The organism is Amycolatopsis sp. 2-15, from assembly GCF_030285625.1.
Taxonomy (GTDB): Bacteria; Actinomycetota; Actinomycetes; order Mycobacteriales; family Pseudonocardiaceae; genus Amycolatopsis; species Amycolatopsis carbonis.
Window position 1 is genome coordinate 8,953,723 of the sequence record NZ_CP127294.1, and the last position, 25,593, is coordinate 8,979,315.

At 71.3% G+C, this 25,593-nt stretch carries 20 protein-coding genes and 8 pseudogenes; 13 read left to right on the forward strand and 15 right to left on the reverse strand.

Annotated elements, in window-relative coordinates; genetic code table 11:
• The first annotated feature begins 276 nt into the window (after window positions 1-276).
• Both QRX50_RS44150 and QRX50_RS44155 read left to right on the forward strand, forming a co-directional pair.
• Window positions 277-1,308 (forward strand): sigma-70 family RNA polymerase sigma factor, encoded by a 1,032-nt coding sequence (locus tag QRX50_RS44150; RefSeq protein ID WP_285969017.1) that lies wholly within the window; start codon window positions 277-279, stop codon window positions 1,306-1,308.
• 419 nt (window positions 1,309-1,727) lie between these two features.
• On the forward strand, window positions 1,728-3,398 hold the full coding sequence (locus QRX50_RS44155) for a fumarate hydratase (RefSeq protein WP_285969018.1): 1,671 nt from the start codon (window positions 1,728-1,730) through the stop codon (window positions 3,396-3,398).
• Between the two features lie 103 nt (window positions 3,399-3,501).
• On the opposite strand, the gene QRX50_RS44160 is transcribed toward QRX50_RS44155, so the two are convergent.
• The 8 genes from QRX50_RS44160 to QRX50_RS44195 form a co-directional block, all read right to left on the reverse strand.
• Window positions 3,502-3,927: a MarR family winged helix-turn-helix transcriptional regulator gene (locus QRX50_RS44160; protein ID WP_285969019.1), complete on the reverse strand. Its 426-nt coding sequence runs from the start codon at window positions 3,925-3,927 to the stop codon at window positions 3,502-3,504.
• A gap of 1 nt (window position 3,928) precedes the next feature.
• Window positions 3,929-5,383 carry an MFS transporter gene (locus QRX50_RS44165; RefSeq protein WP_285969020.1) on the reverse strand — a complete coding sequence of 485 codons (1,455 nt, stop codon included), beginning with the start codon at window positions 5,381-5,383 and terminating at the stop codon, window positions 3,929-3,931.
• A 95-nt stretch (window positions 5,384-5,478) separates the two neighbouring features.
• Complete coding sequence (locus QRX50_RS44170) at window positions 5,479-5,916, reverse strand: SRPBCC family protein (protein ID WP_285969021.1); 438 nt, start codon at window positions 5,914-5,916, stop codon at window positions 5,479-5,481.
• Window positions 5,917-6,096: 180 nt separating this feature from the next.
• Complete coding sequence (locus tag QRX50_RS44175; protein ID WP_285969022.1) at window positions 6,097-6,603, reverse strand: hypothetical protein; 507 nt, start codon at window positions 6,601-6,603, stop codon at window positions 6,097-6,099.
• A 41-nt stretch (window positions 6,604-6,644) separates the two neighbouring features.
• Window positions 6,645-7,124, reverse strand: coding sequence for a hypothetical protein (locus tag QRX50_RS44180; RefSeq protein WP_285969023.1), 480 nt, complete (start codon window positions 7,122-7,124; stop codon window positions 6,645-6,647).
• 79 nt (window positions 7,125-7,203) lie between these two features.
• Entirely contained in the window at window positions 7,204-7,872 is a 669-nt protein-coding gene (locus tag QRX50_RS44185; protein WP_285969024.1) for a phosphonatase-like hydrolase, read from the reverse strand.
• On the reverse strand, window positions 7,869-8,987 hold the full coding sequence (locus QRX50_RS44190) for a TIGR03364 family FAD-dependent oxidoreductase (RefSeq protein ID WP_285969025.1): 1,119 nt from the start codon (window positions 8,985-8,987) through the stop codon (window positions 7,869-7,871). Before QRX50_RS44190 ends, QRX50_RS44185 begins: the two co-directional genes overlap by 4 nt.
• Window positions 8,988-9,096: 109 nt before the next feature.
• Window positions 9,097-9,477, reverse strand: a complete 381-nt coding sequence (locus QRX50_RS44195; protein WP_285969026.1) for a DoxX family protein — start codon at window positions 9,475-9,477, stop codon at window positions 9,097-9,099.
• Window positions 9,478-9,670: 193 nt separating this feature from the next.
• Between QRX50_RS44195 and QRX50_RS44200 the strand changes: the two are divergent.
• The 4 genes and pseudogenes from QRX50_RS44200 (at window position 9,671) to QRX50_RS44215 (ending at window position 14,160) form a co-directional block, all read left to right on the forward strand.
• A pseudogene (locus tag QRX50_RS44200) lies at window positions 9,671-10,786 on the forward strand (APC family permease).
• 142 nt (window positions 10,787-10,928) lie between these two features.
• The gene (locus QRX50_RS44205) at window positions 10,929-11,735 is read left to right on the forward strand and encodes a S1 family peptidase (RefSeq protein WP_285969027.1); all 807 of its coding nucleotides are present in this window, start codon (window positions 10,929-10,931) and stop codon (window positions 11,733-11,735) included.
• A 223-nt stretch (window positions 11,736-11,958) separates the two neighbouring features.
• Window positions 11,959-13,010, forward strand: a pseudogene (locus QRX50_RS44210) (thiolase family protein).
• Window positions 13,007-14,160: pseudogene (locus QRX50_RS44215) on the forward strand (thiolase family protein). Before QRX50_RS44210 ends, QRX50_RS44215 begins: the two co-directional pseudogenes overlap by 4 nt.
• Here QRX50_RS44215 and QRX50_RS44220 read toward each other — a convergent pair.
• Genes QRX50_RS44220 through QRX50_RS44230 form a run of 3 tightly spaced genes read right to left on the reverse strand, consistent with a single transcriptional unit; the run spans window position 14,155 to window position 17,270 of the window.
• Complete coding sequence (locus QRX50_RS44220) at window positions 14,155-15,171, reverse strand: YhjD/YihY/BrkB family envelope integrity protein (RefSeq protein ID WP_434533200.1); 1,017 nt, start codon at window positions 15,169-15,171, stop codon at window positions 14,155-14,157. The pseudogene QRX50_RS44215 and the gene QRX50_RS44220 sit on opposite strands and share 6 nt — an antisense overlap.
• Window positions 15,172-15,221: 50 nt before the next feature.
• Window positions 15,222-15,995: a transglutaminase-like domain-containing protein gene (locus QRX50_RS44225; protein WP_285969029.1), complete on the reverse strand. Its 774-nt coding sequence runs from the start codon at window positions 15,993-15,995 to the stop codon at window positions 15,222-15,224.
• 48 nt (window positions 15,996-16,043) lie between these two features.
• The gene (locus QRX50_RS44230; protein ID WP_285969030.1) at window positions 16,044-17,270 is read right to left on the reverse strand and encodes a cytochrome P450; all 1,227 of its coding nucleotides are present in this window, start codon (window positions 17,268-17,270) and stop codon (window positions 16,044-16,046) included.
• A 262-nt stretch (window positions 17,271-17,532) separates the two neighbouring features.
• On the opposite strand from QRX50_RS44230, the pseudogene QRX50_RS44235 reads away from it, so the two are divergent.
• Both QRX50_RS44235 and QRX50_RS44240 read left to right on the forward strand, forming a co-directional pair.
• Window positions 17,533-17,610, forward strand: a pseudogene (locus QRX50_RS44235) (hypothetical protein); the annotation flags it as partial.
• 132 nt (window positions 17,611-17,742) lie between these two features.
• Window positions 17,743-18,105 carry a VOC family protein gene (locus QRX50_RS44240; RefSeq protein WP_285974719.1) on the forward strand — a complete coding sequence of 121 codons (363 nt, stop codon included), beginning with the start codon at window positions 17,743-17,745 and terminating at the stop codon, window positions 18,103-18,105.
• A gap of 6 nt (window positions 18,106-18,111) precedes the next feature.
• Here QRX50_RS44240 and QRX50_RS44245 read toward each other — a convergent pair whose 3' ends face one another.
• The 3 genes from QRX50_RS44245 to QRX50_RS44255 form a co-directional block, all read right to left on the reverse strand.
• A complete protein-coding gene (locus QRX50_RS44245; protein ID WP_285969031.1) occupies window positions 18,112-18,726 on the reverse strand; it encodes a YaaA family protein in 615 nt (204 codons plus the stop codon).
• 876 nt (window positions 18,727-19,602) lie between these two features.
• Window positions 19,603-20,073 carry a pyridoxamine 5'-phosphate oxidase family protein gene (locus QRX50_RS44250; protein WP_285969032.1) on the reverse strand — a complete coding sequence of 157 codons (471 nt, stop codon included), beginning with the start codon at window positions 20,071-20,073 and terminating at the stop codon, window positions 19,603-19,605.
• A 9-nt stretch (window positions 20,074-20,082) separates the two neighbouring features.
• Window positions 20,083-20,823, reverse strand: a complete 741-nt coding sequence (locus tag QRX50_RS44255; protein ID WP_285974720.1) for an SDR family oxidoreductase — start codon at window positions 20,821-20,823, stop codon at window positions 20,083-20,085.
• Window positions 20,824-20,832: 9 nt separating this feature from the next.
• On the opposite strand from QRX50_RS44255, the pseudogene QRX50_RS44260 reads away from it, so the two are divergent.
• The 5 genes and pseudogenes from QRX50_RS44260 to QRX50_RS44280 form a co-directional block, all read left to right on the forward strand.
• Window positions 20,833-21,524, forward strand: a pseudogene (locus QRX50_RS44260) (enoyl-CoA hydratase family protein); the annotation flags it as partial.
• 10 nt (window positions 21,525-21,534) lie between these two features.
• Window positions 21,535-22,396 (forward strand): annotated as a pseudogene (locus tag QRX50_RS44265) (CoA transferase subunit A).
• Window positions 22,393-23,113, forward strand: a pseudogene (locus QRX50_RS44270) (CoA-transferase). Before QRX50_RS44265 ends, QRX50_RS44270 begins: the two co-directional pseudogenes overlap by 4 nt.
• Window positions 23,110-24,163: pseudogene (locus tag QRX50_RS44275) on the forward strand (NAD(P)H-dependent flavin oxidoreductase). Before QRX50_RS44270 ends, QRX50_RS44275 begins: the two co-directional pseudogenes overlap by 4 nt.
• A 9-nt stretch (window positions 24,164-24,172) precedes the next feature.
• Window positions 24,173-24,973 (forward strand): alpha/beta fold hydrolase, encoded by an 801-nt coding sequence (locus QRX50_RS44280; RefSeq protein WP_285969033.1) that lies wholly within the window; start codon window positions 24,173-24,175, stop codon window positions 24,971-24,973.
• Window positions 24,974-24,977: 4 nt separating this feature from the next.
• On the opposite strand, the gene QRX50_RS44285 is transcribed toward QRX50_RS44280, so the two are convergent.
• The gene (locus QRX50_RS44285) at window positions 24,978-25,430 is read right to left on the reverse strand and encodes a cytochrome P450 (protein ID WP_285969034.1); all 453 of its coding nucleotides are present in this window, start codon (window positions 25,428-25,430) and stop codon (window positions 24,978-24,980) included.
• Between the last annotated feature and the right edge of the window lie 163 nt (window positions 25,431-25,593).

Sequence of the window (25,593 nt, forward strand, 5' to 3'; positions counted from 1 at the left end):
ACCGAGTGGTTCACCTCAGGCACGGATTCTCATGAAATTCTCATGATTATTCCCGCTGTGGCGCACTTCTCAGCAAAAGCTCAGTTTTGGTGGAGCAACCGGGCGGCGGGTGTGCCCGTCCTTTCTTCAGCAGCCGGGAACGTTTTGGAAACCCGACGCGTTACCACAAGTGTCCAGCTAAGCCGGCTGGGTCGGCGGTCAGGGTTTCCACAGGGCCCGACACCGAAGGCACAGCACAGGCGAGACACGTTCAGCCCGTGACCGGGGAGGCAGAGAATGTCAGTCCAGACTCTCGAACGCGAAGCGCGCGGGATTCGCGAGCGTGGGATTCCAGCACAGCAGAACGAGGAGCCCGTGAGTGTGGGGACGCTCACGGACGCCGACCTCGACGCCCAGAGCCCGGCCGCCGACCTGGTGCGCGTGTACCTGAACGGCATCGGCAAGACCGCGCTGCTCACCGCGGCCGACGAGGTCGAGCTGGCCAAGCGCATCGAGGCGGGCGTGTTCGCGCAGCACATGCTCGACACCGCCGAAGACCTCACGACCAAGCGCCGCGCCGAGCTCACCGCGCTGGTGCGCGACGGGCACGTGGCGAAGAACCACCTGCTGGAGGCCAACCTCCGCCTCGTGGTCTCGCTCGCGAAGCGCTACACCGGCCGGGGGATGCCACTGCTCGACCTGATCCAGGAGGGGAACCTGGGTCTGATCCGCGCGGTGGAGAAGTTCGACTACTCCAAGGGGTTCAAGTTCTCGACCTACGCCACCTGGTGGATCCGCCAGGCCATCACCAGGGGGATGGCCGACCAGGGTCGCACCATCCGGCTGCCGGTCCACCTCGTGGAGCAGGTCAACAAGCTCGCCCGCATCCGCCGCGACCTGCACCAGCAGCTCGGCCGTGACGCGACGCACGACGAACTGGCCGCCGAGTCCGGCATCCCGGTCCACAAGATCGCGAACCTGCTCGACCAGTCCCGTGACCCGGTGAGCCTCGACATGCCCGTGGGCGCCGAGGAAGACGCCCCGCTGGGCGACTTCATCGAGGACTCGGAAGCGACCGACGCCGAAAGCGCCGTCATCTCCGGCCTCCTGCAGGACGACCTGCGCCGCGTCCTCGCGACGCTCGACGACCGCGAACAGCACGTCATCCGCCTGCGCTACGGCCTCGACGACGGCCAGCCGCGCACGCTGGACCAGATCGGCAAGCACTTCGGTCTCTCGCGCGAGCGCGTGCGTCAGATCGAGCGTGAGGTCATGGCGAAGCTCCGCCAGGGCGAGCGGGCCGACCGGCTCCGCGCGTATGCCTCGTAAAGCTCAGTAGTCCCGAAGACCCCGTGGCCCCCGGTCCACGGGGTCTTCGGCGTTCCGGGTGGATTCCCGCGTGCGACAAGGCCAACGATCACCGGCGTTTGAGCCTGTCGTTGAGTGGGTAGCAATCAGTGGGCAACACCCGTTCGGCCGCGTTGACTTATGACCTACGTCACGAGACTGTCGTGCTAGGCGAACGGAACGCCAGGTGTGAGCCACGCGGTACGGGTGTTCGCATCCGGCCGCTTTCCCCGGGAGGTCGGGTCCGTCGGGGTGGGCCCGGCCTCCCGAACCAAATCCCGCGAGGCCCGTGACGAAGCCGGGCCGAGTGCCCTGCAACACAGTCGCCGCGCGGGCGTGCGGGGAGCCGGGGACCGCTGAGTACCGTGGTCGGATCCCGATCAGGGCAAAGGAGCCTGGCTGTGCCGTCCACCACGTTTCAGCACACCGAAGTCCTGCCGCTCGGCAAGGACACCACCACCGAATACCGGCTGGTCACGGCCGACGGCGTCGAAACCGTCGAAGCGGCCGGCCGGAAGTTCCTCAAGGTCGACCCCGCGGCGCTGACCACGCTCGCGCGCACGGCCATCACGGACATCCAGCACCTGCTGCGTACGTCACACCTGCAGCAGCTGCGGGCGATCGTCGACGACCCCGAGGCGAGCGGCAATGACCGGTTCGTCGCGATGGACCTGCTGCGCAACGCGGCCATCTCGGCCGGCGGGGTGCTGCCGATGTGCCAGGACACCGGCACGGCCATCGTCATCGGCAAGCGCTCCGAGGGCGTGCTGACCGGCGGTGACGACGAGCGGGCCCTGTCGGAGGGCATCTTCGACGCCTACCAGCAGCTGAACCTGCGCTATTCGCAGATGGCGCCGACCAACTTCTGGGAAGAGCGCAACACCGGCACCAACCTGCCGGCGCAGGTCGAGCTCTACCACAAGGACAACACTGCCGGGGAGTCGTCAGATCCTTCTTACGAGTTCCTGTTCATGGCCAAGGGCGGTGGGAGCGCGAACAAGACGTTCCTGTACCAGGAGACCAAGGCCGTGCTGAACCCCAAGCGGCTCGCCCGGTTCCTGGACGAGAAGCTGCGCAGCCTCGGCACCGCGGCCTGCCCGCCATACCACCTGGCGATCGTCGTCGGCGGCATGTCGGCGGAGTTCAACCTGAAGGTCGCGAAGCTCGCTTCGGCGCGCTACCTCGACACGCTGCCGACCGAGGGTTCCGAGCTGGGCCACGCGTTCCGCGATCCGAGCCTCGAGCAGCAGGTGCTGGAGATGACGCGCCAGTTCGGCATCGGCGCGCAGTTCGGCGGCAAGTACTTCTGCCACGACGTGCGCGTGATCCGCCTGCCCCGCCACGGCGCGAGCTGCCCGGTCGGCATCGCCGTGTCGTGCTCGGCCGACCGCCAGGCCAAGGCCAAGATCACCGCCGACGGCGTGTTCATCGAGCAACTCGAGCGCGACCCCGCGCAGTTCCTGCCCGACGTGACCGAGGACGACCTGTCCGACGAGGTCGTGAGCGTGGACCTCAACCGCCCCATGGCGGAGATCCGCGCGCAGCTCTCGCAGCTGCCGGTGAAGACGCGGCTGTCGCTGTCCGGGCCGCTGGTCGTCGCGCGCGACATCGCGCACGCGAAGATCGCCGAGCGCCTCGACGCCGGCGAGGAGATGCCGCAGTACCTCAAGGACCACCCGGTGTACTACGCCGGCCCGGCGAAGACGCCCGACGGCTACGCGTCCGGTTCGTTCGGCCCCACCACGGCCGGGCGCATGGACTCCTACGTCGAGCAGTTCCAGGCCGCGGGCGGCTCGATGGTGATGCTCGCGAAGGGCAACCGCTCCAAGCAGGTCACCGCCGCGTGCCAGAACCACGGCGGCTTCTACCTCGGCTCGATCGGCGGCCCGGCCGCACGGCTGGCCAAGGACTGCATCAAGAAGGTCGACGTGCTGGAGTACCCCGAGCTCGGCATGGAAGCCGTGTGGAAGATCGAGGTCGAGGACTTCCCCGCCTTCATCGTCATCGACGACAAGGGCAACGACTTCTTCGCCGCCACCAGCGAACCGGTGCTGCAGATCAGCTTCCGCTAGCCGTCCGCCGGTTCCGCCCCAATGTGGCGTTGGTTGCGTTCAGCGCACCCAATGCGGCGTTCGGTGCGTTCAGCGCACCGAACGCCACATTGGGGTGGTCGGGTCAGTCGTCGGTGACCTGGGCGATCAGGTGGTCCAGCTCGGCGAGCTCCGCGGACGAGAGCGCGAGCATCGACTTCGGCGGCTCCCCCAGGATGCGCTCGGCCCGGGCCGCGGCCACGGCGCCGGGGGCCGTGACGGTGACGACGCGGCTGCGCCGGTCCTCGGGGTGCGGCTCGCGCAGCACGAGGCCGCGGCGGACGAGCTCGTCCACGACGTGGGTGGTGTAGGGCCGGTCGGTGTTGAGCTGCTCGGTGAGTTCACTCATCGTCAGAGGCCGGGCCGCGACCCGGCGCAGGGCCTTGATCTTGATGAAGCTCATGCCGAGCGCTTCACACACTTCGCGCTTGCGTTCGTGGCGGTCGAGCACCAGCGCGCGCATGCGGGCCCACACCCGGGTGGCGATCTCGGTGTCGGAGGCGGTACTCATGTCAGGCCCGCACCAATCCCGTGTCGGCTTCCTCTTCGACGCCCACGCGCCGCGCCGTGGCGTACGCCCAGCGCGTGGTGGTCACCAGCCCCAGCACGAGCACCAGCAGACCGCAGCCGCCGATGATCCACCAGCCGGCGTGGCTGGCGGCCGCGAGGCCGTCGGCGAACGAGCCGTGCACCCGCGCCGTGACCACCGCGCCGATCACCGCCACGCCCAGCGACGTGCCGACCTGGCGGCTGGTCGAGGCGATCGCGGCGGCGACGCCGGCCTGTGCACGCGGCATGCCGGACACCGCCGCGTAGGTGATGGGGGCGTTGACCAGGCCGAACCCGATGCCGAAGACGATGTAGGCGATGATCAGCCGCCACAGTGGTGTGGTCGAGGACAGGTCGAGCATCAGCAGCGCGCCGATCACGGTGCCGATGCCCGCGCCCACCAGCGGCAGCCGCGCGCCGCGGGTGCCCACGAGCCGGCCGGAGATGGGCGCGCAGATCGCGCACATGATGGCCATCGGCAGCGTCAGCAGGCCCGCGTGCAGCGCGCTGTAGCCGCGGGTGTCCTGCAGGTAGAGCGAGTTGAGGAAGAGGAACCCGGCCATCGCCGCGATGCCGGACACCGCCGTGAGCGTAGCGCCGGAGAACGGCGCGCTGCGGAAGAACCGCGGCTCCAGCAGCGGGTCTCGCCGCCTTCGCTCGTACGGCACGAACACGGCCACCGAGACCAGCGCGAGCACGAACGCGACGAGGATCTGCGGCGAGCCGTATCCGGCGTCGCGGCCCTCGATGATGCCGTAGGTCAGCCCGGCGAGGAACACGATCACCAGCAGCTGGCCCACCGGGTCGATCCGGCGCGGCCGCGGCGCGCGCGACTCCGGCACGAACACCGCGGCGAGCGCCAGCGCCGCGATGACGACCGGCACGTTGATCCAGAAGATCGAGCGCCAGCCGGCCGCGCCCACGAGGATGCCGCCCAGCACCGGGCCCACGGCCATGGACAACCCCATGGTGGCGCCCCACATGCCGATCGCGCGCCCGCGCTCCTTCGGATCCGTGAACGTGTTGGTGACGATCGACATCGCCACCGGGTTGAGCATCGACCCGCCGATGGCCTGCAGCGCGCGGAACGCGATGAGCAGCCCCACGCTGGGCGCGAGACCGCACAGCAGCGAGCCGACGCCGAAGAGCACCAGGCCCGTCTGGAACGTCCTTCGCCGCCCGAGCCGGTCGGCCGTCGAGCCCGACAGCATGAGCAGGCTCGCGAGCACGAGCGTGTAGGCGTCGATCGTCCACTGCAGGCTCGACACGGACGCGCCCAGGTCGTGCTGGATGGAGGGCAGCGCCAGGTTCACGATCGTGTTGTCGAGCCCGACGATGAACAGGCTCATGCAGCAGACAGCCAGCACGATCTGGCGCCGCCGACGGCTGAGCTCCGGCACGGTACCCCTCAGAGTCATCACAGAAGGTAGTTGTATAATCCTAACATTTAGCACACTACAACTAACTGTCCGCGCCTACCGCCGAACGCGGTACAGCTCACGCCGCATTGCGGTCAGCCGGGGAACATCTTCGTAAGCCGGGCAAGGGTCTTCTCGATGCCGTCGGCGTTGCGCTTCGGGAAGCCCATCAGCTCGATCGCCAGCGGCGAGGCCGCGGTGGAGTAGTCGAACGTCTCGGTCACCGTGGTCTTGCCCTCGCCGGCTGGCTCCAGCAGCCAGCGCCAACGGTGGCCCCCGAAGTGGCGCCACGCGATGAGCCGGTTCTCCTGGAACTCCACGACGGTGTTGCTGATCCGGTACGGCGCGCCCAGCTTCATGTCCATCCCGAACTTCGCGCCGAGCGAGAGCCGGGAAGGGGCGCCGTCACGGCCGCGGCGAACCGTGCCGGACCCGTCGATCAGCGGGTGGTTGGCGGGATCGGCGAGCAGGTCGAACAGTTGCTCCGGGGACGCGGCGACGACCGCGGTGCGTGAGATCTGGCGGGTTCCCATGCCCGGTGAGCCTAGGGCTCCACCGGCGCGCCCACGATTCGAGCGACGGGCGGCACGGTGGAGATCACCCGGGTGCCACGGGGGCGGGTGTGGCACCCGGGTGACCGTTCGGCCGGTGCCGCGCGGCTCGGGCCGGTAACCCCCCGAACGAGCCGCGCGGTGCCGACCTCGGCGAAGCCGTCACCGAGGCGGCGACTGCTTCAGGACCACCGTCCGCTCGCCGAGCGGCGCGGCGAGCGCGACGGAGATGTACGGGTAGCGCAGGTCCATCGTGCACATCTGGCCGGTCTGCGCCTTGGTCTCGCTCAGGTCCAGCACCACGTGCTGCGCGGTCTGCTCGATCGCCTCGCCGAGGGCGTGGCCGCAGCCGCCCTCCTCGGCGCGGAGGTTGATGATCGTGCCGCCATTGGCCGTGTAGACCTCGTGCGGGAAGCCCGACGGCAGTGCCTTCGCGTCGACCTTGTCCGCGGGCACCGGCGTGCTGCCGGCCGGCACCTCGAACCGGGGTTTGCCCGGTGGGTTGGGCGGGGGCTTCGGCACCGAGGACGGCGAGGTCGAGATGCTGCCGCTCGGCGCCACGGAGTCGCCTCCGGACGCGGGGTTCGTGGCCATGGTCCCCTGGGCGCCGCAGGCTGTCACCGTGGCGAGGATCAAGCCCGTGCCGACCAGCTTCGTCAAGTTCCTCATGCGCCAAGGACGGAACGGGGGCCGCATCCGGTTGCATCCGCTCACGGACCGGGGCGCAGCACGAGCTTGCGGCCGCCGAGCGGCTCGGCCAGCGGCACGGGCAGCGACACCTCGCGCACGTGCATGGGGCACATCTGGCCGTGGGGCGCCTTGGTGACGGTGACGACCACGACGGCCTGCTGCGCGGTCTCCTCGCCGGCGGCGGCCATGATGTGGTCGCAGCCGCCCTCCTCGGCGTGGATCACGACGACCTTGCCGCCCTGCGCGAGTGTCACGTCGTGGGGGTAGCCGGCGGGCAGCGCCGACGCGTCGATCTGGCCGGCGGCCGGTGCCGTGTCGCCGGGCGGGGTGCCCTGCGTCGGCCGGCTCTGGGGCGGGCCGGACGGAGACGGCAGCGGCATCGGGGACGGCGTCTCGGTGGGCACGGAGGACGTCGCCGGCGGTGGGGTCGACGCACCCGGCCCCGCCGGCGCGGCCCCTCCGCCGCCGCACGCCGCGGCCGAAAGCAGCAGAACGCTCACACCCAGGACTTTCACCGTTGTCCGCATACCGTGCGGACGGAATCCGGGCCGGGGTGGTTGCACCCGCCGGGCGGAAATTTCAGTCCAGCACGTCCGGCAGGTCACGCACGGAGTCCAGTACGTGGGTCGCCCCGGCCTCGGTGAGCTCGGCGCGCGTGCCGGCGCCGGTCAGCACCCCGGCCACCACGCGCGCGCCCGCGGACAAGCCGGTGCGCACGTCCGAGGGCGTGTCCCCGGCGACGGCGACGTGGCGCACGTCGGTGACGCCCAGGCGCAGCACGGCCGTGAGCACCAGGTCCGGGTACGGGCGGCCGCGCCGGCCCTCGCCGGGGGCGAGCGCGAGGTCGGCGAGGTCGCGCCAGCCCAGCGCCTCGAGGATCGCCTGCTGCGTGACGGGCGCGAAGCCGGTGGTCAGCGCCACCTTCACGCCGCCGTGGCGCAGTCCGCGGATCACCTCCTCCGCCCCGGGGACGGGCTTGCACTCCCCCGCCGCGACCAGGTCGGCGTAGGCGCGTTCGAACTCGGTGTTGGCGCGCTGCGCGAGCTCCTCGGTCGGCAACAGGGCGCGGAAGACGGTGATCTTCGACTGGCCCATGGTGGCGTTCACGTGCGCGAGCATCGCCGGGAATCGCTCGTCCACTTCGGACACCCCGGCGCTGCCGATGGCGGCGGTGAAGGCGCGCACCACGAGCCCGTCGTCGACGACGGTGGTGCCGGCGAGGTCCAGCACCACGAGCTCGGTCGTCACAGGCCCAGCTCCAGCGCGGTGTCCTCGGCGATCGCCGGCGAGCACGTCATGCCGCGCCCGCCGGGACCGGTCACGAGGAAAGCGTTGTCCGCCAAGCGTTCCCGGTGCACTACCGCGGCCGGGTCGAGGGCCTGGGCGTATACGCCGGCCCAGCGGCGGCGGATGCGCGGCAGCGGCCGGCCCAGCAGCGCGCCGGCCACCTCGGCGAGGTGCTCGTACGGGTCTTCGGTCACGTCGAAGCCGAAGGGCTGGTCGTACTCGTGCGTGTCGCCGATGGTGAGCGAGCCGTCGAGGCGCTGGACCATGAGCAGCTGCATCGCGTGGGTGGCGGCGACGTCGCCCTGAGGCTGGGTCCGGCCGAGCTCGGCGAGCGCGTCGCTGCGGAAGGCCGGGTAGTAGCGGAAGCTGTCGGCGTCGGCGACGCTCGTGGTCAGCGTCTCGCCGAGGGGTTCGGTCTGCGCCATCTGCAGCCGCACGCGGCGGACGGGGATTTCCCCGGCGAGCTCGCGGACGAGACCGCTGAGCCACGCGCCGGTGCAGAAGATCGTGACGTCGCCTTCGTGGTGGTCGCCGTGGTCGTCGGTGACGCCGGTGTCGGTCAGCGTGCGGACTTCGCGGCTGGGCAGCCAGGTGTAGCGGCCGGTCTGGTGCAGAGCCGCGCGCAGGGCGGGCTGGGCGGGGCGGGGTTCGACGGCCGCGTCGCGCTCGCACCACAGGGCGGCCGTGAAGTCGCCACGCAGCGCGGGGTTCAGCTGACGGGTCTCGGCCGCGGTGAGGAGCTTGAAGCCGCGCTCGGCCGCGTCGGCCTTCGTCATCGCGGTCTCGGCGACGGCGCGCTCGGCTTCGGTGCGAAGGACCGTGAGCGAGCCGTTGGCGCGGAAGCCCAGCGCCGGCGTCTGCTCGGCGATCGTCTGCCAGAGCTCGCGGGCGCGTAACGCCGTGGTGAGCTCCGGGCCGGCCGCGCGGCCGCTGACCCAGACGAGACCGAAGTTGCGCACGGAGGCGCCGCGGGCTTCGGGCTCGCGTTCGAGGTGGACGACGTCGTGGCCGCGGCGGATCGCCTGCCACGCGTGCATCGTGCCGAGGACGCCGCCACCGACGATGAGGATTCGCACGAGCGCCACGGTCGTTCAGCGGTGGGAATGGGGAGTTTCGCGGCGGGGAACGGAAAGTGAAGACGTGCGGTGGAGTGGCTCGAGGTTGTTTCCGGCAGAGTTGTTCCGGTCAGAGGCGCCCGCCGGCGACGAACACCGCGACGGCGAGGATCAGGGCGTTGACGGTGACGTTGCGCCACTCCGCGGCCTTGTGCCCGACGATCGCGAGCCGCGCATGCATGGCCATGGCGCCGATCATCACCACGACCAAGCCGACGGCGGCCCAGCCCGTGAGGCTCGGCGCGACACCGGTGAGCTGGGGCAGGACGAGTCCGACCACGGCGATGAGCTCGCAGATCGCGGTGAACCGCACCACCGGCAGCGGGTAGGCGGCGGCGCCGGTCTGGCCCGTTTCGAGCAAACGCTCGCGCGACATCGTGGACTTGAGCGAGCCCGACAGGGCGAACAGCAGGGCGAGGACGATCTGCCCGGCCCAGAGTGCGGCGTTCACGGGGTCTCCCTTCGAATGGCGGTCGCGGAGGGAACGAGAGAGGGCCGCGAAGTGTGACAGTGGGGATTTGTCGACCCCCTTCGGCGCTGCGCTGTGGTTGGCTGTCGCTGCCCGCAACCGGGAAAGGAACTCCCGAGGCCACTCGCCCGCCGGGCTGGGTCTGGCCGACGCCGTGTTCCTCGGGCTCGGGTCGATGATCGGCGCGGGGGTGTTCGCGGCGTTCGCGCCCGCGGCCGGCGCCGCCGGGGCCGGGCTGCTGCCCGCGTTGGGGATCGCCGCGGGGGTCGCCTTCTGCAACGCGACGTCGTCCGCACGACTGGCCGCGGCACCTACGTGTACGGGCGGGCGCGGCTCGGCGAGTTCTGGGGGTACCTCGCGGGCTGGGGGTTCGTCACCGGCAAGACGGCGAGCTGCGCGGCGATGGCGCTGACTGTCGTGGCGTGCGGTGATCGCCGTCGGGTTTTGTTGCGGCCGTGACGGGGGTCAACTGCCTCGGCGTGCACCGGTCGGCGCTGGCGACGCGGGTGATCGTGGTGGTCACGCTGGTGGTGCCGGCGGTGGCGGTCGGGAGTGCGGTCTCAGGTGGGTTCGTGGCCGAGCCGTTCACACCGTTCGACGGTGGCGGGGTCCTGACGGCGGCGGGGTTCTGTTCTTCGCGTTCGCCGGGTACGTGCGGCTGGCGACGCTCGGGGAGGAAGTGCGTGACCCCGCGCGAACCATTCCGCGGGCGATCCCGCTCGCCCTAGGGCTGACGCCGGTGGTCTACGCCGTGGTCGCCGTCGCGTTGCTGCTCACGCTCGGACCGCAGCGGCTGGCGACGAGCGCGGACCCCATCGCGGAGGCGGCGGCGCCGTGGCTCTCGCCAGTCGTGCGGGCCGGCGCGACACTGGCGTCGCTGGGTTCGTTGCCGGCGCTGGTGCTCGACGTCTCGCGCACGACGCTGGCGATGGCTTGCGACGGGCACCTGCCACGCGCGCTCGCCGTGGTGCACCCGCGGTTCGAGGTGCCACAGCGGGCGGAGCCGGCGGTGGGTGTGGTGGTGGCCGTGCTCGCCACCACGGTGGATCTCCTTGGGGCGATCGGGTTTTCGTCGTTCGCGGTGCTGGCGTACTACGCGATCGCCAACGCCGCGGCGTTGCGGCTGCGGGCGGACGAGAACCGGGCGCCGCGGTTTGTCGCCGTGCTGGGGCTCGTGGGGTGTGCGGTGCTGGCGTTCAGTCTGCCGTGGCCGTCGGTGGTGGCGGGGTGCGTGGCGCCGGCGCTCGGGGCGCTGGCCTACGCCGTGCGGCGGCCGACTGTCCGGCACTGAACCGGTTCCGTGGCGCGAGGGGACCGTTCGCCCGAAAGATCCGAAGAAAGTTGGTTGTCCGGTTGCCTGGGGTCTGGTGTAGTCGTGTCATCACTCCCCGTATCCCCGTTCCCATGTGGACACCGGAAGGACGGATCCCCCCATGACCTTCAAGAAACGGTTCACCCTGCTCGGAAAAGCTCTCGTCGGCATCACGGCGCTGGCCGCCGCGGTCGGGCTCGCGACCCCCGCCGTGGCCGGCCCGCCGCCGTCGGCGAGCGGCACCCAGGTGGTGGGCGGCAGCCGGGCAGCGCAAGGCGAGTTCCCTTGGATGGTAAGGCTTTCCATGGGCTGTGGCGGCGCGCTGTACACGCCGAAGATCGTGCTCACCGCCGCCCACTGCGTCACGCGCACCGGCTCGAACACCTCGATCACGGCGACCCTCGGTGTGGTCGACCTGCAGAGCTCGAGCGCGAAGAAGGTGCGCTCCAGCTACGTCTACCGGTCCACCACATACGACACAACCGGCGGTGACTGGGCGCTCATCAAGCTCGCGAGCCCCGTCTCCGGCATCCCGACGCTGCCGCTCGCCTCCAGCGCTGCCCTGAACACCGGCACGTTCACCGTCGCCGGATGGGGCGCCGCGACCGAGGGCGGCGCCCAGCAGCGTTACCAGCTGAAGGCCCAGGTGCCGTTCGTCAGCGACTCGACGTGCAAAGCCCAGGGCGGCGACTACTCCAGCCTCATCGCGAACGCGGAAATCTGCGCGGGCAGCGTCTCGGCCGGCGGCGTCGACACGTGCCAGGGCGACTCCGGCGGCCCGATGTTCCGCCGCGACACCGCCGGGGAGTGGGTTCAGGTCGGCATCACGAGCTGGGGCACCGGCTGCGCCCGCGCCCACGCGCCCGGCGTGTACACCGAGGTGACCACCTTCGCGAGCGCCATCGCCTCGGCGGCTTCGAAGATCTGACTCGTCCGGTGGGGACGGCGTGGCGCTGAGGCGGCACGCCGTCTCCGGGGACTGCTGAGACAGAGCGGCTCAGCGGGTTTTGTCCAGCCGTGCCAACGCTTCCTCGTAGTCGCTCACCAGTTCCGCCACCACCACGTCGCTGGAGAACATCAGCAACTTCGAACCGACCGGCGAGCCCGACGCGCCCTACGAATCCTCCGCCCACCACCTGTGAGGGGGACGCATGCCCGAAGTCGCCGTCGCCGGGTTCGCGCGGGCACCGAACGTCCGCGAGACCACCGGCACCACCAACGGCGTCGACATGCTCGTGCCGATCCTGGCCGAGGCCTTCGCCGCCAGCGGATAGTCCAAAGAGGACATCGGGTTCTGGTGCTCCGGCTCGTCGGACTACCCGGCCGGGCGCGCGTTCTCGTTCGTCGCGGCCGTCGATGCCATCGGCGCCTTCCCGCCGATCCACGAGTCGCACGTGGAGATGGACGCCGCGTGGGCGTTGTACGAGGCCTGGCCCAAGATCCGCATGGGTGAGGTCGACACCGCCCTGGTCTACGGCTTCGGCAAGGCCAGCGCCGGGCAGCTGCGCCACGTGCTCGCACTGCAGCTCGACCCATACGTACTCGCTCCCCTCTGGCCCGATTCACTCGCCATCGCCGGCCTGCAAGCCCGGCTGGGCCTGGACGCCGGGCTGTGGTCCGAAAAGGACCTCGCCGAGGTCGCCGCCCGCAGCCGCGCCGACGCGGCCGGCAATCCTGCCGCGCAGCTGTCGGGTGAGGTCGACGTCGCCGCGCTGCTCGACACGCCGTACGTCGCGGATCCCTTGCGCGCCCACGACATCGCGCCGGTCACCGACGGCGCGGCCGTGCTCGGGCTGGCCAGCGCCGAACGCGCGAAAGACCTCGTCGACCGGCCGGCCGTCCTCACCGGCGTCGGGCACCGCATCGACTCCCCTGCGCTGGGCGCCCGCGACCTGACTCGGTGCCATCAACCGAAGCGGCCGCCCGTTACCTCGACCTCGACGGGATCGAGCCGGCCGAGCTGCACACGCCGTTCACGCACCAGGAGCTGATCGTCCGCACCGCGCTCGGGCTCCGCGACAGCGTGCGGATCACCCCGTCCGGCGGCGCGCTCACCGGCAACCCGATGTTCTCCGCCGGCCTCGCGCGCATCGGCGAGGCGGCCGCGCGCATCCACCGCGGCGAGGCGGGCAAGACACTCGCCCACGCGACCAGCGGCCCGGCCCTGCAACAGAACCTCCTCGCCGTGCTGGAGGCGCGATGACCAAGCAGCTCGCCGCGGTGCTCGGCACCGGCCAGACGCACCAACGCGCGAAGCGCACCGACGTGTCCATGCCCGGCCTGCTGTGCGACGCGATGGCCGACGCGCAGGTCGGCTGGAACGACATCGAGGCCGTGGTGCTCGGCAAGGCCCCCGACCTGTTCGAGGGCGTGATGATGCCCGAGCTGTTCCTGGCCGACGCGCTGGGCGCGACCGGGAAACCGTTGCTGCGCGTGCACATCGCGGGTTCCGTCGGCGGCTCGACGGCGCTGGTCGCCGCGTCGCTGATCCAGGCCGGCGTCCACCGGCGCGTGCTGACGGTGGCGTTCGAGAAGCAGTCGGAGTCCAACGCGATGTGGGGGCTCTCGATCCTGCCGCCGTTCCAGATGCCGGTGGGCGCCGGCGCGGGCGGGTACTTCCCTCCCCACGTGCGCTCCTACATCCGCCGCTGCGGCGCGCCCGCGCACGTCGGGGCGATCGTCGCGGCGAAGGACCGGCGCAACGGGGCGCTCAACCCGTACGCGCACCTGCGCCAGGCCGGGATCACCGTGGAGTCCGTGTAGGCGTCGCAGATGCTGTGGGACCGATCCGCTACGACGAGACCTGCCCGTCCTCCGACGGCGCCTGCGCCATGGTGCTCGGCGACGAAGCCGCGGGGGACGCCGTGCCGGGCGGGGCCGCGTGGATCCACGCCACGGCGATGCGCACGGAGCCCACCACGTTCGCCGGCCGCAACCAGGTGAACCCGCAGGCCGGCCGTGATGCGGCCGCTGCGCTGTGGCGCGAGGCCGGGATCACCGATCCCCTGTCCGAAGTGGACGTCGCCGAGATCTACGCGCCGTTCTCGTGGTTCGAGCCGATGTGGCTGGAGAACCTCGGGTTCGTGCCGGAGGGCCAGGGCTGGAAAGTCACCGAGGCCGGCGACACGGCGCTGGGCGGCCGGCTGCCGGTGAACCCGTCGGGCGGGGTGCTGTCGTCGAACCCGATCGGCGCGTCGGGGATGCGGCGGTTCTCCGAGGCGGGCAAGCAGGTGATGGGCCGCTCCGGCGGCTACCAGGTCGACGGCGCGCGCGTAGCACTCGGCCATGCGTACGGCGGCGGCTCGCAGTACTTCAGCATGTGGGTGGTGGGCTCGGCCAAACCCGGCTCATGACCGGCGGCGCCCGCGCAGCGCGAACAACGTGCCGAGCGCCCCGAGCACCGCGCCGAGCGCGAGGGGACCGGCCGTGCGCTGGCGCGGCGCGACAACCGGCCGCAGCTCCGTGGGCGACGGCGGCGGGACCGGTTTCCGCGGCGCGTCGCGAGCGGTGGCCGTCCAGGCCGTGATGTACACGAGCATGCGCGCGATCAGGGAGATGAAGAACAGCAGACCGATCACGGACCCGAAGGCGACGCCCGAGGGCGACGCGCTGATCAGGTTCAGGTAGATGCCACCCGCCTGCTTCAGCAGCTCGAACCCCAGCGCCGCCGCCACCGCGCCGCGCATCGCGCTGCGCCAGCCGACGCGTTCGCGCGGCAGCCGCGTGAGCACCCAGAGGAACACCAGCCAGTCGGCCAGCAGCGCGAGCGGCACCGACGTCGCCGAGAGCACGGAGTGGCCCCAGCTGGTGTCGTCGACACCGACGAGTTTCAGCAGGTAGCGGCCCACGGCCGTGCCCGACACGGTGATGCCGAACGACACGATCAACGCGGCCGCGAGCCCCAGCAGCGCGAGCACGTCCATGAGGATCGTGCGCAGCAGCGGCCCGTCGGAGCGGTTCTGGCCGTACATCGCGGTGAGCGCGTCGCGCAGGGAGTTCATCCAGTTCCACCCGGAGTACAGCCCGACGACGAGACCCGCGACCCCGACACCGGTGCGTTGCTCCACGAACCCGGTCAGCAGATCCGACGCCTTCTCGCCGAGCGAGCCGGGCAGTGTGCCGGAGATGGCGTGCAGCATCTGGTCGAGCAGGTGTGGCTGCGTGGCCAGGACGAACCCCGCGGCCGACGACGCCAGCATCAGGATCGGCACCAGTGAGAGCAGGCTGAAGTACGTGATCGAGGCGACGTAGTGGTAGCCCCCGTACTCGAGGTACCGGTTGGTGGCCAGCGCGAGGTGGTCGAGCCAGCGGTACCGGGCACGCGCGCGGGCCCACCGGCCCGGCCCGGGCAGTTGAGGGTTCACGGTCACTGTCTACCCAGCCGCGGCCGGGTTTGTCGCACCGGACACACCGTTCAGGCCAGGACCACGGGTTTGTCGTGATCGTCGGGCGGCGGCGCGGCGTCGGTCGTCGCGAAGACCGTGGCGCCGAGGAAGTCGAGCTCGCAGCCGAGCGGGGTGAGGAATCCGGTATCGGCGGCATCGCGCCCGGTGGCGATGCGGAGCATCACGGGGCGCGGGGCGAGGCGAGTCGCGTCGAATACGAGCCAGCGCCCGCCGACGCCGGCCTCGAACACGGCATGGAAGTCCATGGGTTTGAGGCCGGGTGCATACACGGTGGTGAAGCGCGCGGGGATGCCCGCGGCCCGGCAGAGGGCGATGCAGGCGTGGGCGAAGTCGCGGCAGGCGCCTTCGCCGCCTTTCAGGGTGGTGGCGGCGTCTCGGCCTTCAGGGGTGGCGGGGACGTAGTCCAGCCGGTCGTGGACGTGGTCGGCGATGGCGCGGACGCGGGTGCGGTCGTCGTGGCCGGGTTTCAAGGCCGCCATGCGGTCGGACGGGCAGAAGCGGCTCGGGCGGGTGTAGCGCGCGAGGTCAGCGAGCGTGACGGGCTCGGCGGCGGCGCGGCAGAGCGTGCGTTCGCCGTGGTAGGTCACGCGGTGCTCGCCGGCGGGAAGGTCGTACATCTCGGCGCGCGTGCCGTGGTCGAGCTCGGCGGAGCGGGGGGCGCCGGCGGCGGAGACGGTGAGCTCGTCGGTGTCGGCGTGGACGGCGGCAACCGCGATCGCGGCGAGACCGGGCTTCGTCACCCGGACGCCGAACTCGACGTCGACCGTCACGCGTTGCGCCACCTGGCCATCATGCCGGTTTCGGGCGGATCGAGCCCGGTTCAGGCGCAGTCAGGCGTAGCGGACCGGGTAGTGCTTGATGCCGTTGAGCCAGCTGGAGCGCAGTCGCTGCGGGGGCGCGACCTCGGCGATGCCCGGCATGACGTCGGCGATCGCGGAGAAGATGAGGTCGATCTCGAGGCGGGCGAGGTTGGCACCGAGGCAGTAGTGCGAGCCGGTGCCGCCGAAGCCGACGTGGGGGCTTTCCTCGCGGAAGACGTCAAAGCGCTCCGGCTCGTCGAACACGTCGGGGTCGAAGTTGGCAGAGCTGTAGAACATGCCGACGCGATCGCCGTGGCGGATGTGCGCGCCGCCGAGCTCGGTGTCGCGCGTGGCAGTGCGCTGGAAGGCGACCACGGGCGTGGCCCAGCGGACGATCTCGTCGGGCGCGGTCTTGGGCTTTACCTCGCGGTAGCGCGCCCACTGGTCGGGGTGGTCGAGGAAGGCCTTCATGCCGTGGGTGATGGCGTTGCGCGTGGTCTCGTTGCCCGCCACGGCCAGCAGGATCACGAAGAAGCCGAACTCGTCGGAGCCGAGCGCTTCGCCGTCGACGTCGGCCTGCACGAGCTTGGTGACGATGTCGTCGACCGGGCAGCGGCGGCGTTCCTCGGCCATGTTCCAGGCATAGCCGACGAGCTCGGCGCTCGCGGTGAGGGGTTCGAGCTCGTACTCGGGGTCGTCGTAGGCCACCATCTGGTTGGACCAGTCGAAGATCTTCATGCGGTCCTCCTGCGGCACGCCGATGAGCTCGGCGATGGCCTGCAGGGGCAGCTCGCATGCGACGTCGGTGACGAAGTCGCCTTCGCCCTTGCTGCGCGCTTCGGCGACGATGCGCTCGGCGCGTTCGCGCAGGGTGTCTTCGAGCCTGGCGATGGACTTCGGGGTGAAGCCCTTCGCGACGATGCGGCGCAACTTCGTGTGCTGCGGGGCGTCCATGTTGAGCAGCACGAGGCGGTTGGCGTCGAGGTTCTCCGACGTCATCCGGTCGTCGAACCGGATGATGGCGGTTTTCTCCCACGACGAGTACAGCTGGCTGTCGCGGGAGACCTCCTTGACGTCGGCGTGGCGCGTGACGACCCAGTAGCCGTCGTCCCCGAAGCCGGCGGTGTTGCGGCGCTGCGGGTTCCACCACACGGGCGCCGTGCGCCGGAGCTCGGCGAACTCCTCCAGCGGCAGGCGGTTCGCGTAGAGGTCCGGGTCCGTGAAGTCGAAACCGGCGGGCAAAAGCGGAGCGGCCACGGCTGCCTCCTGCACGGGATCGGCGGTGAAACGCGCACTGCAACACGTTCTACGGATCATTGGAGCATACGGCGTTAACTTACGGAACCCCATTTGGTGATACCCGTTTACTTTACCGATTCCGCGCTGGTGACCGAGCGCTCAGTCGGTGAAGATCAAGATTGCCGGACAGCTGGGGGTTCTTGCGTCGAATGAGAACGCGTTCTGATTTTTACCGGGTGAACACTGTTAGCTCTTCCCATGAGCCGTGCTCGTCGCGGCGGTGCGCACGCCGATCGGCAAACGCGGCGGAGGGCTCTCTGGCCGACACCCCGCCGAACTGCTGGGCGCGGCGCACCTCGCGGTACTCGACCGCAGCGGCATCGACCCCGCCCTGGTCGAGCAGGTCATCGGCGGCGGGGCGGCGCCATGTCGACCGCGACGATCATCGAACGCCTCTGAAGCCCGGCGCGGATCGGCTTACTCTGAAGCGATGAAACTGACGGCGACCGTCCTCGGCGCGCCCGACCCGCGGGCGCTGGCGAAGTTCTACCAAGCGCTGCTGGGGTGGCCCCTCGGCGCGGACGAGCCGGACTGGGTCACGCTGCGGCCGCCCGGGGGTGGGCCCGGGCTGTCGTTCCAGCTGGAACGGGAGCTGGTGCCGCCGAGGTGGCCGCAGGCGCCCGGCTACCAGCAGATGATGCTGCATCTGGACATCGAAGTCGACGATCTGGCGCGGGCCGGCGCGAAAGCCGTCGCCGCCGGGGCGCGGCTCGCGCCGTTCCAGCCGCAGGAGCACGTCCGCGTGTACCTCGATCCGGCCGGGCACCCGTTCTGCCTGTGGGTCCGCCCCTGAACCGGCTCACGCCAGCGGCACGGCGACAACCCCGGGCGGCATCCGCCCCGGCTCACGCCGCCAGACCGCGGCGAAGGCGTGGGCGAGCCGCTTCGGCACTTCGACCTGCGCGCCACCCTCGTGGAAGTCGATGGTCACCAACGTCGCCTCGACCTCCCAGGGCACGCGGCGCAGCAGCTTCGCGTAGTCCGCGCTCGACGACACGAACCCGAGGACCCGCCGGGCACCGAGCCGATCCACCTCGTACCGGATCGCGGCCTCGAGCGTGCCGGGCGGCCAGTCGCGCAGGCGAAGTTTCCGGTCGTAGTACGCGATCGGCTCGTCCGCCCTCGCCACGCCGTAGCCACCGCTGAGGATGAGCAGCCGCCCGGACGCCGCGGCGTCGGGCAGCGCATCGCCGACGTTCCGGTAGAAGTGGCCGTTGTAGCGCTGCCACGCCGGCAGCCACGTCCGGTCGTCGACAGCGGACCGGGGCAAGAGCTCCTCGCGGACCCGCAGCAGCTCCTCGGGCCAGTCCGCACGCGCCGCCGGGCGGGGACTGCCCCCGGTGACCTTGGCCTTCGACGGTCCGATGATCAGCAGGGTGCCGGGCTCGTCGACCAGGTCCTCCACCAGACGCATGCCCGCATTCAACCACCCGGCCCGGCGCCGCACGCGTGATCCACCGGCCGGGCACGCTGAACCCGGCGTCAGCCCGAGGCCGCCGTCAGACACCCGGACGCACCCGGGCCGAGCGCCGATCAGGCCCGACTGCGCCCCGGCACCGCCGCGGACACCCGGCCCCGCAGCGAAAACCCGATCAAATTCGACTGCACCACTGGAACACCGAGGGCCGCTCGGCCTGACAAAGCCCATACCCCAACGGACCGGAACGCACCCGGCACTGCCTGTCCCCGCCCGCAGCTGCGCCCGCCCACGCACAGCCCCGCAACACTCCCCCGAGCACTGTGCGCTCCACTGGACCGTTGTCCGAACGAGCAAACGCACCCCAGCACCGCCCGCCGCACCGCCGGACCTCACACAACCCACAACACTCACTCCAGCACTGCGCGCTCCACCGGACCGTTATTCGGCCGCGCGAAACGCACCCCAGCACCGCCCGCGGCACCGCCTGTCCCCGCCCGCAGCTGCGCCCGCCCCGCACAGCCCCGCAACACTCACCCCAGCACTGTGCGCACCACCAGACCGTTATCCGGCCGCGCGAAACGCACCCCAGCACCGCCCCGCGCTGCCCGCAGCAGCGCCGGTCCCCGTGCAACCCCGCAAAAACTCGACCGAGCACCGCGCGCACCGCCGAACCATTGTCCAGCCGAGCGAAACGCACCCCGGCGCTGCCCGCGGCTGCGCCAGCCCCCGCACAACCGCACCGCTCACCCCAGCACCACTCACCCCAGCACCGTGCGCTCCACGGGTCCGATGTCCGGCCGAGCGAAACGCACCCCGGCACCGCTCGGGACCGCCCGCGGCTGCGCCCGCCCACGCGCAACCCCACAACACTCACCCCAGGACCGTGCGCTCCACCAGACCGTTATCCGGCCGCGCAAACCGCACCCAAGCGCCCCCGGCATGCCAGGACTCCACGAACAACGTGTTGTCCGCGACCCACGTATAGACCGCCTCGTGGATATCCAGTTCGAAGAGATGACTGTCGGCATCAGCGCGGGAGTCGGTGATTTCCCGGGCCACGCCGGCGAGTTTCGCGTCCCCGGGGCCGTTTTCTTCGATGCCCGGGAAGGCGTGAAGGGCGAAGCGGCCGTCGTGCTGGAGGTCGCGGGCTTTGCGGGCGTTGAGCATCGAGCCGATGTACAGGGAGCCGTCGTCGCGGAAGGAGACTTCGGAGCCGCTCACGCGGGGTGAGCCGTCGCGGCGCAGGGTGGCCAGGACGTGGGACTCGCCGCTGAGGAAGCGTTCGTGGACGCGCTCGGCCAGGGAGGGGGCGGCCGCCGCGAAGGTCTGCCAGGTGGTCATGCGAAAGAGTCAAGCACGCGCCACCGACAAAACGAGCTCAAGCGCCGTACACCGGTTCAGGTGAAGGCGCCGAGGCCAGCAACGAAGCCACCACCGGGCCCAGCTCGGCCGGCGCCCAGCGCGCACCCTTGTCGCGCGACGGGCCGTGGCGCCAGCCGTCCGCGAGGGACACGCGGCCACCGTCCACTTCGAACACCCGCCCCGTAACACCGCACACGCCCCCACCTCCGCCGGCGTCGCCAGCCGCCCCAACGGCACGGTCGCGGCAACCGAGGGGTCACAAAGCGAAGGCAAGGTCCCCACCATCCCCACGTCGAGCGCGTTCACCCGCACCTTCGGCGCCCACTCCACCGCCAACGTCGCCGTCAGGTTGTCGAGCCCCGCCTTCGCCGCCCCATACGCCGCCGTCCGGGGCGAAGGCCGTGTCGCACTGACACTGCTCACGTTCACGATCACCCCGCCGGTTTCCTGCTGCTGCATCACGGCGATCGCCGCCTGCGCCACCCCCAGCGGTGCCAGCAGGTTCAACGCGACCACCTTCTCGTGGAACCGCGCCGATGCCGTGGCCGTGTCCGCGAACGGCGCTCCCCCTGAGTTGTTCACCAGCACGTCGAGCCGGCCGTACTCCGTCACCACGAAAGAAACCAGCCGCGTCACCTCCGCCGGCTCACGCACGTCGCAGCGCACGAAATCCGGGCCGGCACCGCTTCGCGCGCACACGACGACCCGCGCGCCCACGTCACGGAACACCGCGTCGCCGTGGTGACGGTGGCCGCCCTGCCGGTCAACGCACTCACCGTGAGCGGCTGGTTCGCCCTGGCCGAAGCCGTCACCAACGCGGGCCGCGATCCCGAAACCCACGTCGTGGTGCTGCGCGCCGAGGGCCGCGGCTTCAACGCCGGCGTCGACATCAACGAGATCCAGCGCGACCCCGGCCACACCGCGCTCATCGGCGCGAACGAGGGCTGCGCCGCCGAGTTCTCCGCTGTCTACGACTGCGCAGTGCCGGTGATCGCTGCCGTACAAGGGTTCTGCCTCGGCGGCGGGGTCGGGCTGGTGGGCAATGCCGACGTCGTCGTGGCCAGCGAAGACGCCGAGTTCGGCCTGCCGGAAGTCGACCGCGGCGCGCTCGGCGCGGCCACACACCTCGCGCGGCTCGTCCCGCAGCACCTCATGCGTGCGCTGTACTGCACCGCCGAACGATCTCCGCGAAGCAGCTTCACCACCACGGTTCCGTGTACGCGGTCGTACCCCGCGAAGAGCTCGACGCGACAGCCCTCGCCCGGAGGATCGCCGCGAAGGACACCCGCGTGATCCGCGCCGCGAAGCAGGCCATCAACGGCATCGACGTGCAGCCCGTGCACCGCGGCTGCCGCTTCGAGCCGGGCTTCACCTTCCAGCTCAACCTCGCCGGCGTGTCCGGCGCCGCCCGTCAGCAGTTCCTCGACGGAGGAGAAAGCCTTGAGCGACAAGCGGATGACGGCCGACGAGGTGGTCGCCGATCTGCGCGACGGCATGACCGTCGGCCTCGGCGGCTGGGGTTCGCGGCGCAAGCCGATGGCGTTCGTGCGCGCGATCCTGCGCTCGCCGCTACAGAACCTCACCGTCTTCTCCTACGGCGGCCCGGACGTCGGCCTCCTCGCCGCCGCGGGCAAAGATCCGCCGGCTGGTCTTCGGGTTCGTCACGCTCGACTCCATCCCGTACGACCCAATGGTTCACCCGCGCCCGCCAACCCGGCGCGTTCGAGGTGGCGGAATACGACGAAGGTGTGCTCGGCACCGGCCTTCCGCCGCGGCACAACGGCTTCCGTTCCTGCCGACCCGAGCCGGCCGCGGCTCCGATGTCGTGCCGTTGAACCCGCACCTGCGCACGATCCACTCCCCCTACGCCGACGGAGAGGAACGCCTGGCCGTCCCCGCGCTCAAGCTCGACGTCGCCCTCGTCCACCTCAACCGCGCCGACGCCCGCGGTAACGCCCGGTACCTCGGCCCCAACCCGTACTTCGACGAACTGTTCGCCCTCGCCGCCGACCGCTGTTACGTCGCCACCGAACGCGTTGTCCCCACTGCGGAGCTGTCCGCCGCACCCCTGCAGAGCCTGCTACTGAACCGCGCGAGCGTGCACGGCGTCGTCGAAACCCCGCACGGCGCGCACTTCACCAGCGCCGCGCCCGACTACGGCCGCGACGAGAACTTCCAGCGCCACTACGTGGTCTCGGCCAAGGACCTGGATCGGTGGCCGGCGTTCGCCGACCGGTTCCTCTCCGGCGACGAAGCCCAGTACCAGCGTGAAGCGGCCCATTTCGCCAAGGAAGCCGCATGACCGACGTGACGCGGGCCGAGTACGCCGTGATCGCCTGCGCGGAGCTGTTCCGCGGCGACGGCGAGATCCTGGTCAGCCCCATGGGTTTCATCCCGGCGCTGGGCGCGAAACTGGCGCGGCTGACGTTCGAGCCCGACCTGCTGCTCGCCGACGGTGAGGCCGCCCTCGTCACCGCCGACGGCGTCGTCGAAGGCTGGCAGCCGTTCCGCAAGGTGCTCGACACCGTGGTCCCGCACGGAAAACGGCACGTCGTGATGGGCGCGAACCAGCTCGACTGCGAAGGCAAACCAGAATATCTCCGCCATCGGCCCGCACACGAAGCCGGCGAAGCAGCTTCTCGGCGTACGCGGCGGGCCCGGCAACACCGTGAACCACCGCACGAGCTACTGGGTGCCGCGCCACAGCCGGCGCGTGTTCGTCGACCGCGTGGACGTGGTGTCGGGCGTCGGCTACGCGCGGGCCGAGGCCCTGCCGTACCACGACGTGTACCGCGTGGTGACCAATCTGGGTGTGCTCGACTTCGGCGGCACCGACCATGCGCCGCGCCTGCTTTCCGTGCACCCCGGGGTCGCCGTCGAGGACGTCACCGCGGCGACGTCGTTCCCGCTCGACACCTCCGGCACCGACCAGACGCGCGCGCCCAGCGACGACGAACTCCGGCTGCTGCGCGAAGTGCCGGACCCGAAGTCCCTGCGCGACAAGGAAGTTCCGTCGTGAGAACCGCGCTGACCGGCCTCGTCGGCGTCCGCCACCCCGTCGTCCAGACCGGCATGGGCTGGGTCGCGGGCCCCCGGCTCGTCTGCGCGACAGCCGAAGCCGGCGGCCTCGGCATCCTCGCCTCCGCCACCATGACCTACGACGAGCTGGCCGCCGCGATCAAGGAAACCCGGTCCCGCACCGAAAACCCGTTCGGCGTCAACCTCCGCGCCGACGCCGAAGACGCCGCACGGCGTGCCGAGCTGCTGATCACCGAGAGTGTGAAAGGCGCGTCCTTCGCGCTGGCCCCGCAACGGGAGCTGATCACCAAGCTCAAGGACCACGGCGTGGTCGTCCTGCCGTCGGTCGGCGCCGCCCGGCACGCGGAGAAGGTCGCGGCCTGGGGCGCCGACGCCGTCGTCGTGCAGTGCGGCGAAGGCGGCGGGCACACCCGGCGGCGTCGCCACGACGCTGCTGCTGCCGGCCGTGCTCGACGCCGTCGACATCCCCGTGGTCGCCGCGGGCGGTTTCTTCGACGGCCGGGGTCTGGCGGCCGCGCTGGCGTATGGCGCGGCCGGGATCGCGATGGGCACCCGGTTCCTGCTCACGCGCGAAAGCACCGTTCCCGACGCCGTGAAGCAGCTGTACCTGGACCACGACCTCACCGGCACCGTCGTCACGCGCAAGGTCGACGGCCTCCCGCACCGCGTCCTGCGCACCGGACTCGTCGACGCGCTGGAGAAGTCCGGCCGGCTCGCCGGGTTCGCGCGCGCCGCCGCGAACGCCGCCCGGTTCCGCCGGTCGAGCGGGCTTTCGTGGGCCGCGCTCGTGCGCGAGGGCCTGCGGCTGCGCACAAGCGGGCCAACGCGGGCGCAGGTGCTGATGGCCGCCAACACGCCGATGCTGCTGCGCGCGGGCCTCGTCGAGGGCGACCCGGCGGCCGGCGTGCTGGCGTCCGGGCAGGTCGTCGGGCTGCTGCGCGACCTGCCTTCGGTGGCGGACCTGATCGAGGGGATCGTGGCCGACGCGGAGGCGATCCTGCGCCGCCTCGGCGACGGCAGTTGTGCTTGACTTCAAGGCATGATCTCGGAAAGCCGCTGCCCGGTCGCGGAGGGCGAGCTCGCCGTCCGCATCGGTGGCGAGGGCCCGATGCTGCTGCTCATTCCCGGGGGCACCGGCGGCGCGGACTCGCTGCGCGCGCTCGTCAAGCAACTGCAGACGGACCACACCGTGGTCACCTACGACCGGCGCGGCCACTTCGCCAGCACCGACACCACCACGGGTCCGGTGCCGGTTTCGCTCCAGGCGGACGACGCGCTGGCGGTGCTCGACCACGTCGGCGCCGGCCCGATCCCCGTGTTCGGCACCAGCGCCGGCGCGCAGATCGGCCTCGACCTCGTGGCGCGCCACCCCGATCGGGTGTCGGTGCTCGTCGCGCACGAACCGCCCGCGGTGCAGCTGATGCCCGACGCCACGGGCTGGCTCGAAGCCGCGAACGACCAGATCCGGCTGGCCCGTTCGGGTGATTTGATGGGCGCCGTCACCCGCTTCGCCGACGGGATCGCGGGCGCGGCGCTGCCCGATCTGCCCAACCTGCGCCTGCCGAACGAGGCCGACTGGCTGCGCTTGTTCGACCGCGAGCTCGCCGAGTTCTTCGACTACCTGCCGGACCTGCGCGCCCTGCGCCGCGCGAGCACCGAGATCGTGCCCGTCGCCGGCGAAGCCAGCCGCGGCCGCTACCACTACCAGCCGGCGAAGATCCTGGCGCTCGAGCTGGGCCTGCCGTTCGTCGAGGTCCCCGGCGCGCACCTGGCGCCGCAACGCAACGCGCCGAAGTTCGCGGCCGCGCTGCGCGAGCTGCTCGCGTCGGCGCAGGCCTGACCGTTCACCACGTCACGGGCAGCTCGGCGAACGCCGTGTGCCCGAGGTCGGCGCGCAGCCGCAGCTCTTCGGCCGCCACGGCGAGGTGCAGGTCCGGCAGCAGCCGCGGCACGGCCGTGAAGACCGCCTGCAGCTCCAGCCGGGCCAGCGGTGCGCCGAGGCAGTAGGACGGGCCGTGGCCGAACGCGAGGTGACCGGTGGCGTCGCGGCGAACGTCGAACTCGCGCGGATCCGGGAACGCCGTCTCGTCGAGGTTCGCCGCCACCGCGCTGAGCAAGACGAGGTCGCCCGCGTCGACGCGGTGATCGCCGACGGCGAACCCGGCCTTGGCCCGGCGGGGGCGGCCACCTCGCGGCGGGTGCAGGGGAAACCGGAGGATCTCTTCGACGGCGCCGGGCACCAGCGCGGGATCGGCCCAGACGGCGGCGCGTTGCGCGGGATGGCTGTCGAGCAGCACGACACCCTTGTCGATCGCGGTCGTGGTGGTGACGTGGCCCGCGTAGAGGAATAGAGCAGCAGCGTCGCGTACCGGGCGGCTTCGACGGGCGGGACTTCGCGGACGAGCTCGGAGAGCAGATCGTCCGCCGGGTGGTCGAGCTTGAAGCGAGCGACGTCGGCCA

Excerpts from the sequence above, each read along its gene's own strand:
- QRX50_RS44245 (WP_285969031.1), bottom strand. The coding sequence starts at position 18,726 with ATGCGTCTGGTGGAGGACCTGGTCGACGAGCCCGGCACCCTGCTGATC.
- QRX50_RS44205 (WP_285969027.1), top strand. The coding sequence starts at position 10,929 with ATGACCTTCAAGAAACGGTTCACCCTGCTCGGAAAAGCTCTCGTCGGC.
- QRX50_RS44175 (WP_285969022.1), bottom strand. The coding sequence starts at position 6,603 with ATGAGGAACTTGACGAAGCTGGTCGGCACGGGCTTGATCCTCGCCACG.
- QRX50_RS44150 (WP_285969017.1), top strand. The coding sequence starts at position 277 with ATGTCAGTCCAGACTCTCGAACGCGAAGCGCGCGGGATTCGCGAGCGT.
- QRX50_RS44160 (WP_285969019.1), bottom strand. The coding sequence starts at position 3,927 with ATGAGTACCGCCTCCGACACCGAGATCGCCACCCGGGTGTGGGCCCGC.
- QRX50_RS44280 (WP_285969033.1), top strand. The coding sequence starts at position 24,173 with ATGATCTCGGAAAGCCGCTGCCCGGTCGCGGAGGGCGAGCTCGCCGTC.
- QRX50_RS44240 (WP_285974719.1), top strand. The coding sequence starts at position 17,743 with ATGAAACTGACGGCGACCGTCCTCGGCGCGCCCGACCCGCGGGCGCTG.
- QRX50_RS44170 (WP_285969021.1), bottom strand. The coding sequence starts at position 5,916 with ATGGGAACCCGCCAGATCTCACGCACCGCGGTCGTCGCCGCGTCCCCG.
- QRX50_RS44165 (WP_285969020.1), bottom strand. The coding sequence starts at position 5,383 with ATGACTCTGAGGGGTACCGTGCCGGAGCTCAGCCGTCGGCGGCGCCAG.
- QRX50_RS44250 (WP_285969032.1), bottom strand. The coding sequence starts at position 20,073 with ATGACCACCTGGCAGACCTTCGCGGCGGCCGCCCCCTCCCTGGCCGAG.